This is a genomic window from Streptomyces caeruleatus, from assembly GCF_001514235.1.
Taxonomy (GTDB): domain Bacteria; phylum Actinomycetota; class Actinomycetes; order Streptomycetales; family Streptomycetaceae; genus Streptomyces; species Streptomyces caeruleatus.
The window spans coordinates 113566-129445 of record NZ_KQ948929.1; the positions used below are offsets into that span (position 1 = coordinate 113566).

The window sequence follows — 15880 nt, forward strand, 5'->3', positions numbered from 1 at the left end:
CATCAACGGCAAGGGCAAGCTGGAGATGGAGCTCACGGTCGAGCGCGGCCGTGGTTACGTCTCCGCCGTGCAGAACAAGCAGGTGGGCCAGGAGATCGGCCGTATCCCGGTCGACTCCATCTACTCGCCCGTCCTGAAGGTCACGTACAAGGTCGAGGCGACCCGTGTCGAGCAGCGCACCGACTTCGACAAGCTGATCGTCGACGTCGAGACCAAGCAGGCCATGCGTCCGCGTGACGCCATGGCCTCGGCCGGCAAGACCCTGGTCGAGCTGTTCGGCCTGGCCCGCGAGCTCAACATCGACGCCGAGGGCATCGACATGGGCCCGTCCCCCACCGACGCCGCGCTCGCCGCCGATCTGGTCATGCCGATCGAGGAGCTGGAGCTCACCGTACGTTCGTACAACTGTCTAAAGCGTGAGGGCGTCCACTCCGTGGGTGAGCTCGTCGCCCGCTCCGAGGCGGACCTGCTCGACATCCGCAACTTCGGTGCGAAGTCCATCGACGAGGTCAAGGCGAAGCTCGCCGGTATGGGCCTGGGCCTCAAGGACAGCCCGCCCGGATTCGACCCGACCGCCGCCGCACTCGGGGCGGACGACGACACGGACGCGGGTTTCGTGGAGACGGAGCAATACTGAACGCTGCGCTGCGCCGGCCGGGGCAGCACAGCGTTTGAGGCATCGGACGCCTAAAGGTCGGTCGCCTTGACGAGGCGACCGACCTCTTCCGCGAAGCCGGTTGGCCCGCCAACCGGTACACCGCGTCATTCCGAAGGAATGCGAAACTCGAATTCGGGACGGTCCCACGGCACGGCGGGCGGGTTCGCGAACGCGGTCCCGGTCCGTACCGCACCAACGCGGTGGTAGAAGTCCTCGGCGGGAACGTGCGACACGACCTTGAGGCGGTCTATCCCGGCGGCACGGGCCTCGGACTGCATGTGCGCGACGAGGAGCCGTCCAATTCCGCGTCCTTGCACTTCGTCGGCGACGAACAGCAGGTCGAGCTCCGGTGGAGTGAGGACGAGCGAGTAGAACCCGAGGACCCGGCCTCCGTACTCGTCGGCGCCGACGGCTACGAAGACGCGGTGGGCTTCGATGTAATCAGGACCGACCCGATAGCCCGCGACTGCGGCTGCGTACTTACCCTCGTAGGCGCCTGAGCCACGCACGAGCCGCGTGAGCCGTTTGGCATCCCGCGCGACGGCCCTCCGTATCGTGATCGGCTGGCTGATCGGGGAAGTGCGTGAACCCATCAGGAGAGTATTTCGCACCGCGGAGTGCCTTCGTGCGGCGGGTCGGCCAGAGTCTCGTGGTAAAGGTCCCGTCCCAATACCCGACTGAGGTGCGCGGCCGACGCCCTCTGATCGATCGGTCCGGGCCGGTCGCCCCGTCGCGCGCGTTGCCGATGAAGTGGGCATCAGCGATCGGCAAAGCGCCCCTTGGGACGACCGGATACAGTGCGCGCGTCGGCAGTCTGGTTACTTGAGGAGGGGAAGCGTGCCCGCCACCAGTGAGGCCCGATCCGCGGACGGTGCAGCGCATGATGCGCCCCGGCAGAGCCTGCTGCGCCGCCTGATGCGCTATCTCCCATTGATCGCCCCCGTCCTGCTGTGGACCGTGCCCTGCTGGCTGCTGCTGCACGTGGGCCAGCACTGGCCGCTCCCTGTCACGCTGGCCGGAACCGCCCTGTTCGCCCTCGGTCTGATCGCTATGCCGCTCGCGATGGTGCGCGGTCACGGCCGGCGGCAGCACGACTGGGCGGCCATCGTCGGGGACACCCTCCTCGGAGCCAGCTGGGTACTGTTCACTTGGTCCGTCCTGCTCGGCGTCCTGCTGCGCCTCGCCCTGACCATGGCCGACATCGGCGACGGTCAGAGCCGGGCCCGGATCGTCACTTGGGCGGTCCTCGGCGTGTCCGCCGTGCTGCTCGCCTGGGGGTACGCCGAGGCCCGCAGGGTGCCACGGGTGCGCCGGCTCGACGTACAACTCCCGCGCCTGGGCGTCGGATTGGACGGCACCCGCGTCGTCCTCATCACCGACACTCACTACGGCCCGCTCGACCGCGCCCGCTGGTCCGCGCGGGTCTGCGCGAAGGTCAACACCCTGGACGCCGACCTGGTCTGCCACACCGGCGACATCGCGGACGGCACGGCCGAACGCCGCCGCGCCCAGGCCACACCACTCGGTACCGTGCAAGCCATCCGGGCCCGGGTCTACGTCACCGGAAACCACGAGTACTACAGCGAGGCCCAGGGCTGGGTCGACCTCATGGGCGAGCTGGGATGGGAGCCGCTGCGCAACCGTCATCTGCTGATCGAACGCGGCGGCGACGCCCTCGTGGTCGCCGGCGTGGACGACGTCACCGCCGAATCCTCCGGCCTCGCCGGCCACCGCGCCCACCTCGCCGGAGCCCTGGACGGCGCCGACCCCGACCTGCCCGTCCTGCTCCTGGCCCACCAGCCCAAGTTCGTCGACCGGGCCGCAGCAGGCGGCATCGACCTCCAGCTCTCGGGCCACACCCACGGCGGCCAGATCTGGCCCTTCCACCACCTCGTCCGCATCGACCAGCCCGCCCTCGCCGGCCTCAGCCGCCACGGCAGCCGCACCCTCCTCTACACCAGCCGCGGCACCGGATTCTGGGGCCCGCCGTTCCGCGTCTTCGCCCCCAGCGAGATCACCCTGCTCGTACTCCGCTCCCCGCAGCGGCCTCCCACGCGATGACCCGGAGCGGTCGGTCCTGCAATCCCTCATGTCGCCGTTTGGCCAGGTCGTAAACCTCCCGGGCCGCGCAGCGTTTGAGCCGGTCGGAGCAGCGCTCGATCATGTTGCGTCGCCGGTAGGTCTCCCGAAAGTGCCGCTGCGGCCCAGGGCGGGGCGGCCGGCGATCTGCTTGGACACGAGCGAGCCCCGCCACCGCTGGTGACGTGGGCTCGCCCGCCCAGATCCTCTGATGCGACGAACCTACGGGTACACGATGTAGGCGTGGCAGTCAGCGCAGCCCTTGATGTACGCCCAGCGGAACTTGCCCTTGGGGCTGGTCCGCGTGATCGACGTCGGGTCGTTGCTCCACTTGCCCAAGCTGTCGCCCATCATGCGGAGCCAGACGTGGCCGGCGCAGTGGCCGGAATAGATGTTCTTGCCGGCCACGGCCCTCGTAGAGGAGATGGTCAGGCTGTAGTAGGTCTCGCACGAACGCTCGTAGTAGAAGTGGCCAGGGACGTCGTCGTAGATCGTGTCGCCTGGGCCGACGGTACGCGCGGAAGCGGGCGTGACGGCGAGCATGAAGGCCGTCGCGAGAATGCCGAGGACGGTGGCGATGCGTTTACCCATGAGGGTCCTCCCCCTGTTTCTGTCGCACGTGGTCGGTGCGGTCTGACAACGGCGGCCAACGTAGTGAGCCTGCCGCAGAGGAGGTACCTGTAACTCTGCAGGGTGCACCGGGAGTTCGCATGGTTCGGGCCGCGGCGCTGTGGTGGCGTCCCGGGCCGGTCTGCCCATTCGAAGCGCACGTTGCCGGAGCGGGGCGCCGTCCGCACCGGAACCCCCGGACCGTCGGCTGCTCCACCACGCGGCGGCAGGTCTTTCCGGTGGCACCGGGGCCGTTCCAGGATCCGCAACTCTTTCAGCGGTGAAGGCAGTTCCTCCGCAGCTTCGTCAGCAATGACTTCGAGCAGTAGCCGTCGGTTATACGGCACTTCCGTCAGCATGCGGGTCGCCGGTTCGACCCGACGGTTCGGCGGTGGCGGCGAGCAGGGCGGTGTCGTCGTCGGCCCGGTCGGGGGTGTTCAGCAGTTCCAGGGCCCGTTCGGTGATCTGCTGGGGGTCGGTGCGGGCGGCGGCGGGCAGCGCGCCGCAGGTCTGGCGCAGGGCCGCCAGGCGGTCGTCCAGGGACAGTGCCCGGTTTTCGACCAGGCCGTCGGTGTACAGCAGCAGGCTGGTGCCGGGCGGGAACGCCACCTCCCGGTCGACGGGGGTGCTGCCCAGTCCCAGCGGCAGCGCTGGGGGCAGTTCCAGGTAGGCGGTGTCGGCGGCTACCAGCAGGGGCGGCAGGTGCCCGCTGGCGGCGTAGCGCAGGCGGTGGCGGTGTGGGTTGTAGACCGCATACAGGCAGGTGGCGAAGCGCGCGGTGGCGAGCGACTGCAGGTAGGCGTCCAGTCTGGCCAGCACCTGGGCCGGGCCGGCGCCCTCCATCGCGAGACTGTGCAGGGCGGAGCGGAGTTGGCCCATCACGGTGGCGGCTTCCACGTCGTGGCCCATGACGTCGCCGATGGCCAGCCCCACGGCGCCGTCGGGCAGTGCGAGCACGTCGTACCAGTCGCCGCCGACTTCGGCGCCGCGGGCGCTGGCCCGGTAGTGGGTGGCCAGGCGCACCCCGGGCACCTGGGGCAGGCTGTGGGGCAGCAGGGCGCGCTGCAGGGTCAGGGCCAGGTGTCGCTCGTTGTGGTACCGGGTGGCGTTGTCGTAGGCCATGGCGAGGCGGTGGGCGAGGTTCTCCAGATACTTCTGTTCGACCGCTGAGTAGTCGGTGTGCCGGACCAGTACCAAGGCCCCCAGTGTCTGATCGTGGGCGTGCAGCGGCAGGGCCAGCATGGCGGCGGGCGCCGGGTTCGGGCCGGCCGGGGCTGGGGCGGTGCCGTTGAGCGCGTGGGTGGCGGCGGCGGCCAGGGCCTCACGGTCGAGAAGGGGGGTGCCTGCAATGTATGCCGGGGGCGACTGCGCCGGGGCGGGTTTTGCGGGGGTGAGGTGGATGCTGATCTGGTCGGCGAGGTCGGGCAGCAGGATCTGGCCGGCGGTCCGCAGGATCTGGTCCGGATCGAGGGTGGCCGACAGCCGCAGGCCCGCGTCGGACAGGGAGGCCAGCACGGCCAGCTGGTTGCGGGTCTCGGTCAGGACCTGTTCGCGCAGCCGGGACAGTTCCAGCCCGGTGCGGACGCGCGCCAGCAGCTGGCGCGCGGAGAAGGGTTTGGCCAGGTAGTCGTCGGCGCCGGCACGCCGGCCCTGCATGGATTCCTCCTCGCCGGCGCGGGCGGTGAGCAAGACGATGGGCAGGCGGGCGGTGTGCGGGTCCGCGCGCAGCGCCCGGACCAGCTCGAAGCCGTCCATGCGGGGCATCATCACGTCGCTGAGCACCATCTCCACCGGCTGCGCCAGGGCCGTCTCCAGGGCGGCCCGGCCGTCGGCGGCGAGCAGCACGTCGTAGTCGGTCTGCAGGAGCTGGGTGAGGTAGGCGCGCATGTCGGCGTTGTCGTCGACGACCAGCAGGCGGGCCCGTTGGGGGCGGTCGGTTTCGTGCGGACCGGGGGCGTCGTGGGTCGACGGGGCGTCGTGGGTCGAGGGGGCGTGCGGGGTGCGTGCCGCTGGGGCGGCCGCGGCGGGGGCGGGGGCGGCCGCCAGCCAGCCCAGCGCCTCGTCCACGTAGGCCGCGGCGCGGCCGGGCCGGCCGGGCCGGCCGCCTCCGCCTTCCCTGGGGGTTTCCCCGGGGGACCCGGCGTCGGCCGCGGGCGGGTCCGGCCGGGTCCGGTGGGCGGCGGCGAAGGGGAGGAGCACGGTGACGGTGGTGCCCTGGCCGAGCCGGCTGTCCACGCCGACGGTGCCGCCGTGCGCTTCCACCAGGTCCTTGACCAGTACCAGGCCGAGGCCGCTGCCCTCGTGGGAGCGGGAGCGGGCGCCGCGGACCCGGTGGAAGCGTTCGAACAGACGCGGCAGCTCGTCCGCGGGGATGCCGGTGCCGGTGTCGGTCACGGTCAGCCGGGCCCGGTCGCCGGCCGCGGCCACCTGTACCCGGGCGCCGCCGGTGAAGGTGAACTTCAGGGCGTTGCTGAGCAGGTTGAGGATGATCTTCTCCCACATCTCCCGGTCCAGGGACACCGGCCGGGGCAGCGGCGGGCAGTCCACCTCCAGCGTCAGCCCGGCCGCTTCGAAGGCGGAGCGGAACACCCCGGCCAGCTCGGCCGTGGCACCGGCGAGGTCGACCGGCTCGAGGGCCGGGCGTATCTGCCCGGCATCGGCCCTGGCGACCTCCAGGAGGGTGTTGACCTGCTTCAGCAGGCGCAGGGCGCCGCGCTCGGCCAGCTCCAGCTGCTCGCGGCGCTCGGGCCGGTCCTCGTCGGCCAGCACCTGCTGGAGTGGCCCCAGGAGCAGGGTGAGCGGGGTGCGCAGTTCGTGGCTGACGTTGGCGAAGAAGGTGGTCTTGGCCCGGTCCAGCTCGGCCAGTGCCTCCGCCCGCCGGCGCTGTTCGTCGTGGGCGAGCGCGGCCGTGAGCGCCCCGGCCACCGCGGCGGCGAGCACCTCCAGGAAGTCCCGGTAGGCCCCGGCCGGCGGGAAGCAGGGGTTGATGCCCACGACCAGGACTCCTCTCACTTGCCCCGCACAGTCCAGCGGCAGGGCCAACGCCTCCTCGACGGGGAGTCGGGAGGCTGCGGCGTGCTGCCCGGCCGTGTTGCCGCCGGTGAACGCGGCGGCCGGCAGCGTGGCAGGGGCGCCGTCGGCGACCACCTGCGCCAGCCGGGCCGCGACCTCCGGCCCGTCGGCCGCACCCGGCAAGACGGCCTCGGGCGCCGGCCGCAGTCCGGCGGAGGCGGCCGGCCGCAGCATCCCCGGCTCGGAGGCCAGGTACAGGCCGAGGAACGGGATCTCTTCGGGATAGGAGCCCAGCACCTCCGCGACGACGCGGGCGACCTCGCCCGGGGTGGGCAGCCCGGCTGTGCGGGCGCCGGTCTCGCTCAGCAGGCGGAGCCGTCGCTCGCCCAGGACCCGGCCGGTGGTCTCGGTGATGATCTGCAGCACGCCGCCGGAGGTGCCGTCGTCCAGCAGCACGGGCTGGAAGGAGGAGTCGAAGTAGCACTGTTCCAAAAAGCCGTGGCGCTCCATGATGAGCGGCTCGTCGGGGATCAGCAGGGACTTGCGGGTGTCGGTCACATAGTGGAAGTGGGAGCTCACGGGGTGGGCCCAGACTTCGGGGAACACATCCTTGTAGGGCTTGCCGAGCGCCCAGGGGTGTTTGGCGCCGACGATGGGTGAGGAGCCCAGGTTGTACAGCGTGGCGAATTCGGCGCCCCAGTACAGAGCCATCCCGTGCTCAGAGGTGAGCATGAGGCGCAGGGTGTCCACCAGGGGCCCCGGCCAGGACTCGGGGGGCCCGAGTGGCGTCGCCGCCCACTCGATCCCAGCCAGAAGCTCGCCGAACGCACCGCCTTCGGCGAACATCCGGGCCGCCGCGGTGCGCGGGTCATCTGGCCGGGTCATCGATAAATCTTCCTCCTGGCGCCAATGTGATCCGCCCGCGCCCTCCCCAGGCTGCCGGAGGCCACTCGCTGCGGACCTTCGGGCAGAACGGACGCCGGATCCGACGGTTCTGGCTGCACTCCTGCCAGAATTGCAACGTTAAGTTAATTTAAACTCCGATTTGCTCAGAATTATAAGCTTTCAGGCTTTCCGTCGACCGCGGCGACCACCGACTCGCAGTTCCTGTGGGGCGGCCCGCACGTCGACGCCGACGCTGTGAGCCGGGACGATGGGAAGAAGGTGGCGGGCCGCAAAGGGCAGGTCATGGACTGCCTAGGATCGGTGCTGGTGGTGCTGGTAGTGCTGGTAGTGCTGGTGGTGCTGGTCACCGCCGCGAGCGTCCAGGACCGGGCCCATGCGCCGCCGACTCGTACTGCGCCGCTGACTCCGCGGCGCGCTCACCATCGTCAAACGCACCGATGGTGCCAGGGAGTTCCTCGCCCTGCCTCGGCGCCTCACCGGCAAAGCTACGGGCGCTCGGGATCAGAGGCGACAGTCAGGACGATCTTTCCGGTGGTGTGACCGGTTTCGCCCAACTCGTGGGCCTGGGCGGCTCGTTCGAGTGGGAATGTCGCATCGACGAGCACCTGAAGTCGCCCGTTTTCGATCAGTGCGCTGATCTCACGCAGCCCCTGCTGGTCGGGTTCTACGAGCATGAACACCGCTCGCACCCCAGCTGCTTCGGCCTGCTGGGTGGGGAAGGTGTCGTCGAACGGCAGGATCGAGACGAGTGTGCCTCCCTTGCGCAGGGTGCGCAGTGAGCGTGCCCAGTTGGGTCCGCCGATGCTGTCGATGACGACATCCACGTCGCGGACGGTGTCGGCGACGTCATGGGTGCGGTAGTCGATGAGCTCATCGGCGCCGAGCGTGCGCAGCAGGTCGTGCTTGGCGGCGCTGGCGGTGGCGATGACGTAGGCGCCGCGGGCCTTGGCGATCTGTACGGCCAGGTGGCCGACACCACCGGCCGCGGCGTGGATCAGGACACGGTGTCCTGGCTGGACATGAGCGGTGTCGACCAGGGCCTGCCACGCGGTGAGCGAGGCCAGCGGCAGGGCGCCGGCCTGGATGGCGTCGAGGCCGCGCGGGCGCGGGGCGAAGTGGCGGGCCGGTGCGGTGACGTACTCGGCATACGCGCCTGCCGGGTGCGGGAAGCGAGGCATACCGAACACCTCGTCGCCGGGCTGGTAGAGGGTCACGCCCGCGCCGACGGCCTCGACGGCTCCGGCCACGTCGAAGCCGAGGGTGAAGGGAGGTGTCGCTCCGGTGGCGAAGACGCCGCGCTCGCGGGTCTTCCAGTCGGCGGGGTTCACGCCCGCCGCGTGCACACGGACCAGGATCTCGCCCCGGCCCGGCTCCGGTCGCCTCGTCTCGATGACCTTCAGGACGTCGGGGGCTCCGGCCCTGTCCTGGGATACGGCACGCATGGTGAAAGAGGCAGTGACGGGCTGGGACATGAAGGCGTTCCTTCTCCGGGGAGGTGCGTTGGCTACTCGTGCCGGTGGCACCGGGCACGACGCAAGACTGCCTAGTCGGCGAAGCACCCGGTGGTGGCGTGTTGGCCATGTCCTGAAAGGATCTGGCCATGCACCGTGTTGGCGTCCTGGCCCTGGACGGCGTCGTCCCCTTCGAACTCGGCATCCCAGCCCGCATCTTCAACGCCGCCCGCGACAGCGACGGCAACCCGCTCTACTCCGTGACCACGTGCAGCGTGGACGGCGGCCCCGTGCGCGCCGAAGCGGACTACGACCTCGCCGTCTCCCACGACGCCTCCGTGCTGGCCACCGTCGACACCGTCGTCGTCCCGCCCTCCCACCAACTGGGATCGATACGGGAGGAAGGCCGCCTGCCCGGCCCGCTGCGTCATGCCCTTGCCGCCATCCGCCCCGGCACGAGGATCGTCGCCATCTGCACCGGCACCTACGTCCTGGCCGCCGCCGGCATCCTCGACGGCCGCCCCGCCACCACGCACTGGCGCGAAGCCGACCGGCTGCAGCGCATGTTCACCACCACCCGCATCGACCCCGACGTCCTCTACGTCGACGACGGCGACGTCCTCACCTCCGCCGGAGTCGCGGCGGGCATCGACCTGTGTCTGCACATCGTCCGCCTCGATCACGGCAGCCACATCGCCAACGAGGTCGCCCGCTCCTGCGTCGTCCCGCCGTGGCGCGACGGCGGCCAGGCACAGTACATCCAATGCCCAGTGCCCGATGCATCCACCGGCAGCACCGCGGCCACCCAGGCATGGGCCATGCAGCACCTGGCCGAACCGCTCACCCTGCCCGGCCTCGCCGCCCACGCCAACATGAGTGTGCGTACCTTCAGCCGCCGCTTCCGCGACGAAGTCGGCAGCACGCCCGGCCAGTGGCTCACCCGGCAACGCGTCGACCTCGCACGACACCTCCTGGAGACCACCGATTGGCCGATCGACCTGGTCGCCCACAGCGCCGGCTTCGGCACCGGCACCTCTCTGCGCCAACACCTCCACACCGCCGTCGGTGTCAGCCCCCAGGCGTACCGCCGCACCTTCCGCCCGCAGCAGACGGCTACCTGACCGGTCAGCTCCACGACCAGATCAGCGGTGCGGCGACCGCCACGGTGCCCAGGTAGACGTAACCGCGCTTGCCATACCAGCGACTGCATGTGCGCGCACGCTCATGTGAACTGATCTTCGCGCCGCCCCCCTCCCCCCCCCCGGCTCAGTGGGAACTCGCGACGTCCGCACCAGCGGGTGCCGCGAGTCAGCACACGGAAGGGCCTGCACCACGGGCGACGGCTCGGAAGGCTGCTCCAGGACCTCCCGGTAGGCATCCTCCGGCAGCAGGGCCGGGCAGCGCAGATGCATCACCGTCGACACCCCACACGGAGGGCCCGATGAGCCTCTGCACGGCCGCGAGGGCCCCGTTAGCCATCCGATCCGCACCTGGTTGAATCGGCCGGATGAGTGAGACCTCTGTTGACCTGGGAGTCGTCACCGCGCCGTCCGGCGTGCTGGTCCTGGGCATGGCCGGCTCGATCGAGCAGTGGCCCGAAATCGGCGATCCGCTGTCCATGCGGGCACTGGCCGCGGCAAGGCTCGGGGGCAGCCACCTCCACGAGCCTGCGGACGGCCCCAGCAGCGAATGGTGGTGCGAGGCGGTCGCGGTGCCGGCCGCCGCCGACCGGCCGCTGAAGGTACGCGCCGAACCGTGGGCCTCCTACGACGGGCCGGTGATCTCCGTCTTGGAAGTCGACCTCGGCCTGCCCTGGCCGGACGACCGCAGCGTGGAGCGGATCCGGCTCGGCGACCTGCCGGTCGACCGGTGCGGCATGGTCCTCGGGGACGCGCGAGCCCTGGACGCGTTCGTCGGACTGGACGGTGAATCGGTCGACGGACTCGCCGACGTCACCTACTGGGGGAAGTACGCGGATGACGCCCACGCTCGCTTCGGCGGCGAACGGACGCCCCAGTACGGCGGCCAGGGGCCCTACGGGCGGCTCGACCTCCCGTTGCGCGACGCGGACGAGTTCGCCGACCGGATGCGGAGCTGGGGGCCCCGCACCGGCCTGATGGTCTCGGTGGACGCGCACACTCACTTCCACCTGCTGGAGCGGGCCGGCCGGACCCACCCCCTGCTCGCAGGACGGATCGAGCTCGACGGATGCCCGGTCCTGGGTCTGGGCTGGGACCCCGGCGACCACTCCATGCGCCACCGCGGCGAACGAGCCTGGAACCAGGTCTACCCAGTGACCCTGGAACAGTCCGGAGCCACCACCCTCCTGCGCTGGACCATCTCCGTAGAGGCAGAGGAGACCGAACAGGCCGAAAGCTGACGACGTACCGGGCACGGACCCGCTGGGCGCATCATCGTGCGCGGAACACCACCCACCTGTGGTTGTTTTGCGCGTAGGAGTCGGGCTCAGCGGGGCACCGGATCTTCGGAGGCGGGCAGCGGTTGTGCCGTCTTCGGGACCAGCGCGCGGATGGAGGGGGTGGCGACCATGGCGAGGGTGGCGAGGAGGATGAGCGCGGCGGCCGCGTAGAGGGTGGCTTGGAGGCCGAGGAGGAGTACGGCGGGGCCGGCGGCGAACTGGGCGAGTGGAAGCGCGAGGTAGGAGCCGAGGTCGTCGTAGGCGTAGACGCGGGCGAGGCGGTCTTCTGGGATCTGTTCGTTGAGGGTCGAGTACCAGGCGACGCCGGCCTGTTCGCCGCCCACGCCTGCCACGAAGTTGGCCACGACCAGCAGCCAGGTGTAGGGGGCGAGCGCGAGCAGCAGCGGGATCGTCGCCGTCAGGCCCATCAGCGCGCAGCCGACCAGGATCGCGCGCCGGGGCCGCCATCTCAGCGACAGTACGCCGCCGGCGACCGCGCCGAGCGAACCCGCGGCAAGGGCCAGGCCCCAGCCGCTGCGGCCGATCTCGGAGCATTCCGGCCGGCCTTCCCCACACCAACGGCGTCTTCTGACGGCCGGTACAACCAGCACCCTGCCGCACCACGCTTCCGCTGGCCCCCCACCGCCAGGGTGACCACGCCGCCGCCGAGCGCCGGCGGACGGGGCCGGCACGTACGAGGCCTGCTCGATCACCCACCTGCCACTGAAAGCATCGCGCCAATCGCGCCGGTCTCGCCCGAACCACAGGAAGTCGAAGTGCGTGCACAGGTCCCGGGCATGCGCGCACGGACTGGGTGTTGCACGGCGACGACGCCAACCACACCGAGAAACAGCGGTTCAACGCCAGGTCATACCGGCCCTCCGGACTGACCAGGAACGGCTGGCCATCAGGCACGACCAGGCCGTCCAGCCGCTGGTCGAACCGGCGAACATCGCGCCGAACTCCCCTACAGACGGGTCCGCCTCGCGTGGCCACGCCGAATCCCGGCAGGTGAGGTGGCCCCGTCACCCCATGACCGGCAGCTGAAGTGGCCCCGCCACCCCATGACCGGCAGGTGAAGTGGACCCGCCACCCCATGACCGGCATGCGCTGGACGGCAGTCCGTGAGACCGGCACCGACTCCAACCGCCTCGCCCAGTCCCGGGCCAAGGCCGAAGCGGCCACCGTGACCTGAGTACGGTGGGGACCGGCACGGTAGGCGATGCCCGGTGTCCGGTCCCCGCCCCCCCTCAAGTGACCAGGCGCTGCGGAACTGCCAGGTCTTCATGGGCGAGCAGGCGAGTCAGGGTCAGCGGGTCGGCCTTGGAACAGGCGTCCGCGACCCCGTCAATCAGCTGGTCGTAGTCCGGGCCGGTCTCGCCCTCATAGGCCGCGGTCATACGGCCCCACTCGTCCCAGTTGAGTGTCTCCTGCTTGCAGAGCGCGGCGAGGTCGCGGACGGCGTTGCCGCTGATCTCATGCGGTCCCCAGGCATGGTCGGTGCCGGCCACCCCGAACATGTGGGGGTCGATCACCCCGTTGCGATACTGGATCCAGGCTTCACCCCCGTCAGGAATTCGCTCGGGGCGAGGTCGTCCGGGCGATCGACGTGGTTCTTGCCGAGGTGCTCGGTGTCGACCCGCACCCAGCGGTGCCGGTCTTCATCCCAGTACTCGGTGATCCAGTGATCGACGCCGCGGCCTGTGAGGAAGTACGTGCCGAAGCCACACCGGGCCCGGGAGGCTATGCCCCGAGCGCGCAGGATCGCGCAGGCAATGGTGGCGAAGTGGCGGCAGGTGCCGATCACCCGCGTCTCGGGCGTCCGGGGCCGGTGAAGCGGCGCGGGGTTCAGGGCGGTCAGCGCGGTGATCAGCTTGCTGACCGGCCGGATGTTCTTCTCGGCGATCCGGTCTTCGGGAACCCCTGACGCCGCGGCGTCCGCAGGCTGGATGACCAGGCTTTGCACGGCGGCACAGACGCCCACGGGATCCTCCGGCAGCCCCTCAAGAAGCCGGAGTTGGTTCGAGTTCAGGCTCGTGAAAGGCCCGGGGCGGGAGTAGTCGAGCACGTCGTCGGTCATAACCGGGCATGGTAAGGGCCGGGGCTGACACCGAGACCGGGCACAGCCGCTGACGAATCCTGGTGTTGCTGCAACTCGCCGACATTTCTGTGGCCGGGCCCCCTCAAGCGTTCCCGGAACTCACCAGCACGCGTTGCTGCTTCCCACCGACACAAGCAACCACCGGCTCCAGCTCGGCAAGCACAGAAAATCGGCGACAACCGCTGACCAGGCAGTCCGCAGGCATGCAGTAGCCTTCCGCGGCCGGTGGCGCCGGACGCGGAAGCGCGGGAGCGCGGGAGCGCGGGAGCACGGGAGCACGGGAGCACGGGAGCACCACCGGGCTATGCAGAAGTGGTGGGACGGGCCCGCGGTACACCACTGCCCGTCCGAATGAGCAGCCTGCGTACGGCACTTGGGCCCCCGCCAGCCGCAAATGCGGTCACGGGTGCGGCGCGCTGTGCACCCGCATACGCCTCCCGGTGCCTGCTACTACATCGCGCGGCGTTCGCGACGCCGGGCGGCGAGGTCCTCGGCTGCGGCATCCCCACTGACCTCCCGGAGGCGAGGCAAACCTCAGGGCCGCCGGCGACCATCTGCCGGTGTCGGCGGCCCTGCGGGTCCCGGCCGCGGGACAGCGGCCTACGGGCGCTGCTTCACCCGGTCGACGACCCCCCAGGCAACTACGTGCGACAGCTGGATGTACTTCTTCTTCCCGGAAGCCGAGGTCCGCTCGTCGCGGAAGCCCAGGAATTCATATGACGCCGGGTCGAAGATCAGGTATTGGCTTTCGTAGGACCCACGCTCGGTAGAGGCGATCCCCACCCCGGTCCGCCCGGCGGAGTCCTTCACTCCCGGGATCGTCTTGACGCCCGGCACAAGGGCCAGCGCCTCGTACGCCGCGGGGCGCAGTCCCTGGGGCAGCACCGGGTTCTTCAGGAGCTCGCCGAGCAGCCAGTAGGCCTCGTACCGATCGAGTTTGTCGAGATCGCTGACCGACCAGTCGTCGGACCCGTAGCGAGAGCCCATGGAGATGATGGCCGAGATGAGCTTCTCCGGGTCCTGGGGCAGCTTCTTCAGCTCGCTCCACTTCCGGGGTGGCCACACCCCGCCACCGTTCTCCGCGGCCTCCTCCCACATCTCGCGGCCCAGTTCCATGGACAAGGAGGGCTTGGAGACGTCCACCGACTCCCACATCTCGTCGGTGTAGGTCTTGACCTCGCCGGTCTTCTGCTCCGTCTCCTTGATGATCCGCTTCGAGTAGATGAACTGGTCGTCGCGCGGCGCCACCGGCTCCTTCTCCTGCTCGCGCTCCCACGCCGCCGCCCCGTTCAGCACCGTCGCGGCGGCGTTCTCCACCCGCGGGGTGCTCGTGCCCGGTGCACCGCCCTCGCCGGAGCCGTCCGTGCCGATCAGCGCCGCCGTCCCCGTAACCGCCGTGGCGACCACTGCGGCCGCCGCGAAGCGCAGTGCGTGGCGGCGACTGGGGCCGGTGCCGGTGCGCTGGTCCGCGTGGGCCATCGCGTTGAGCAGCTGGTGCCGGGCCCGGTCTCGGGCCGGACCGGTGAGCGGGGCCGCGTCCGCGTCCCACTCCCTCAAGAGTTCGAGTTCGTCATTCATGGTCGGATACCTCTCGCAGTGCCGTCGGATTGGATCCGCCCAATGCTTCGCGCAGCTTGCTGCGAGCCCGGTGCAGCCGTGATCTGACGGTGCCCACGGGGATACCGAGGGCCTGGGCCGCCTCCCCGTAGCCGAGATCACCCCAGGCCACCAGCAGGAGCACGTCCCGGTGCCGAGCGGGCAGCGCGGCCAGCGCCGCCGCCAGCTCGCGGCGTACGGCCAGCGCCACCACCCGGTCCGCCGCCCGGTCGGCCAGCGGCTCGTCGTGGTCGGCGAGGGCCGGGACCCGGGCCATGGCCTTGAACCGGCGGGCCTCAGCCCGCCGATGCCGGCCGACCAGGTTGGTCGCTATGCCAAACAGCCAGGGCCGGGCGTCGGCGCCCGCGCCGCGGTCCGGGTCGTAGCAATGTCGCTGCTGGAATGCGGTGGTGAAGGTCTCCGCCACGAGGTCATCGGCGACCTCGCTGCCCAGGCGGCGGGCCACATAGCGGTGCACGGCGTCGACGTGCCGGTCGAAGAGCGCGGCGAACGCCTCGGGCTCATCCCGGGACCGCGCGATCACTGAGGCGTCGCTCTCCGCATCGGCACGCGCGGTGCCGATGCCGACGCCTGGTCCGACGGTCATCGGGGCTCCTCTCGTCCAAGGGACGATGCTCGAATACTTGGGCTTTCACCTGTCCTTCGCCCATCGCGCCGAAGCGGTTCCCTCAGACCCCCTGGGCGACACCATGGTCTGCGGCCACACCCACATGCCGTTCGTCCGCCTCGCCCACGGCCGGCTCGTGATCAACCCCGACAGCATCGGCGTGCCCTACGGACGGACCGGAGCGCACAGGGCCCTGCCGGGCCCGGGCGTCGAACTCCGCACCACGCACTTCAATATCGACGCCGCAGCCACCCAACTCGGCCAGGACTGCTCCCATCCTGACACCACCGAATGGGCCGACTGCTTCCTGCACGCTCGCGCGACCGACGCCGACGCCGACACCGACGCCGACGCCCGCGCTGCGTTCGCTCCACGGGACGGACGCGACCCCAGTCCATGACACTCGCGCCCCATCCACGAC

The 15880-nt window shown here is 70.6% G+C and carries 14 protein-coding genes; 5 read left to right on the plus strand and 9 right to left on the minus strand.

The window, feature by feature from the left end; genetic code table 11:
- Positions 1-637: DNA-directed RNA polymerase subunit alpha (locus AQJ67_RS18805; protein ID WP_244190504.1), on the plus strand; the 637-nt coding region annotated here is incomplete at its 5' end.
- Between the two features lie 125 nt (positions 638-762).
- On the opposite strand, the gene AQJ67_RS18810 is transcribed toward AQJ67_RS18805, so the two are convergent.
- Positions 763-1251 carry a GNAT family N-acetyltransferase gene (locus tag AQJ67_RS18810; RefSeq protein ID WP_062720166.1) on the minus strand — a complete coding sequence of 163 codons (489 nt, stop codon included), beginning with the start codon at positions 1249-1251 and terminating at the stop codon, positions 763-765.
- Between the two features lie 244 nt (positions 1252-1495).
- On the opposite strand from AQJ67_RS18810, the gene AQJ67_RS18815 reads away from it, so the two are divergent.
- Positions 1496-2719: a metallophosphoesterase gene (locus AQJ67_RS18815; RefSeq protein ID WP_062720167.1), complete on the plus strand. Its 1224-nt coding sequence runs from the start codon at positions 1496-1498 to the stop codon at positions 2717-2719.
- A gap of 240 nt (positions 2720-2959) precedes the next feature.
- Here the strand turns inward: AQJ67_RS18815 and AQJ67_RS18820 are convergent, their stop codons facing one another.
- The 3 genes from AQJ67_RS18820 to AQJ67_RS18830 form a co-directional block, all read right to left on the minus strand.
- Positions 2960-3328 carry a hypothetical protein gene (locus AQJ67_RS18820; protein WP_062720168.1) on the minus strand — a complete coding sequence of 123 codons (369 nt, stop codon included), beginning with the start codon at positions 3326-3328 and terminating at the stop codon, positions 2960-2962.
- Between the two features lie 354 nt (positions 3329-3682).
- Entirely contained in the window at positions 3683-7243 is a 3561-nt protein-coding gene (locus AQJ67_RS18825; RefSeq protein WP_062720169.1) for a SpoIIE family protein phosphatase, read from the minus strand.
- A gap of 506 nt (positions 7244-7749) precedes the next feature.
- Complete coding sequence (locus AQJ67_RS18830; RefSeq protein WP_062720170.1) at positions 7750-8736, minus strand: NADP-dependent oxidoreductase; 987 nt, start codon at positions 8734-8736, stop codon at positions 7750-7752.
- A gap of 128 nt (positions 8737-8864) precedes the next feature.
- Between AQJ67_RS18830 and AQJ67_RS18835 the strand changes: the two genes are divergently transcribed.
- A complete protein-coding gene (locus tag AQJ67_RS18835) occupies positions 8865-9836 on the plus strand; it encodes a GlxA family transcriptional regulator (RefSeq protein ID WP_062720171.1) in 972 nt (323 codons plus the stop codon).
- A 386-nt stretch (positions 9837-10222) separates the two neighbouring features.
- Entirely contained in the window at positions 10223-11095 is an 873-nt protein-coding gene (locus AQJ67_RS48615) for a hypothetical protein (RefSeq protein ID WP_107122921.1), read from the plus strand.
- Positions 11096-11181: 86 nt separating this feature from the next.
- Here AQJ67_RS48615 and AQJ67_RS18850 read toward each other — a convergent pair whose 3' ends face one another.
- The 5 genes from AQJ67_RS18850 to AQJ67_RS18865 all read right to left on the minus strand — a co-directional run bounded on the left by AQJ67_RS18850 (position 11182) and on the right by AQJ67_RS18865 (position 15438).
- Entirely contained in the window at positions 11182-11745 is a 564-nt protein-coding gene (locus AQJ67_RS18850; RefSeq protein WP_244190505.1) for an MFS transporter, read from the minus strand.
- 639 nt (positions 11746-12384) lie between these two features.
- On the minus strand, positions 12385-12669 hold the full coding sequence (locus AQJ67_RS49405; protein ID WP_244190506.1) for a hypothetical protein: 285 nt from the start codon (positions 12667-12669) through the stop codon (positions 12385-12387).
- Positions 12666-13214: a transglutaminase-like domain-containing protein gene (locus AQJ67_RS18855; protein ID WP_244190507.1), complete on the minus strand. Its 549-nt coding sequence runs from the start codon at positions 13212-13214 to the stop codon at positions 12666-12668. The genes AQJ67_RS49405 and AQJ67_RS18855 overlap by 4 nt, the downstream gene beginning before the upstream one ends.
- A gap of 621 nt (positions 13215-13835) precedes the next feature.
- Positions 13836-14813, minus strand: a complete 978-nt coding sequence (locus AQJ67_RS18860; RefSeq protein ID WP_062720173.1) for a CU044_5270 family protein — start codon at positions 14811-14813, stop codon at positions 13836-13838.
- Positions 14806-15438 carry an RNA polymerase sigma factor gene (locus AQJ67_RS18865; protein ID WP_062720174.1) on the minus strand — a complete coding sequence of 211 codons (633 nt, stop codon included), beginning with the start codon at positions 15436-15438 and terminating at the stop codon, positions 14806-14808. The genes AQJ67_RS18860 and AQJ67_RS18865 overlap by 8 nt, the downstream gene beginning before the upstream one ends.
- A 25-nt stretch (positions 15439-15463) precedes the next feature.
- Between AQJ67_RS18865 and AQJ67_RS18870 the strand changes: the two genes are divergently transcribed.
- Positions 15464-15859, plus strand: coding sequence for a metallophosphatase family protein (locus AQJ67_RS18870; RefSeq protein ID WP_244190508.1), 396 nt, complete (start codon positions 15464-15466; stop codon positions 15857-15859).
- Positions 15860-15880: the final 21 nt, after the last annotated feature.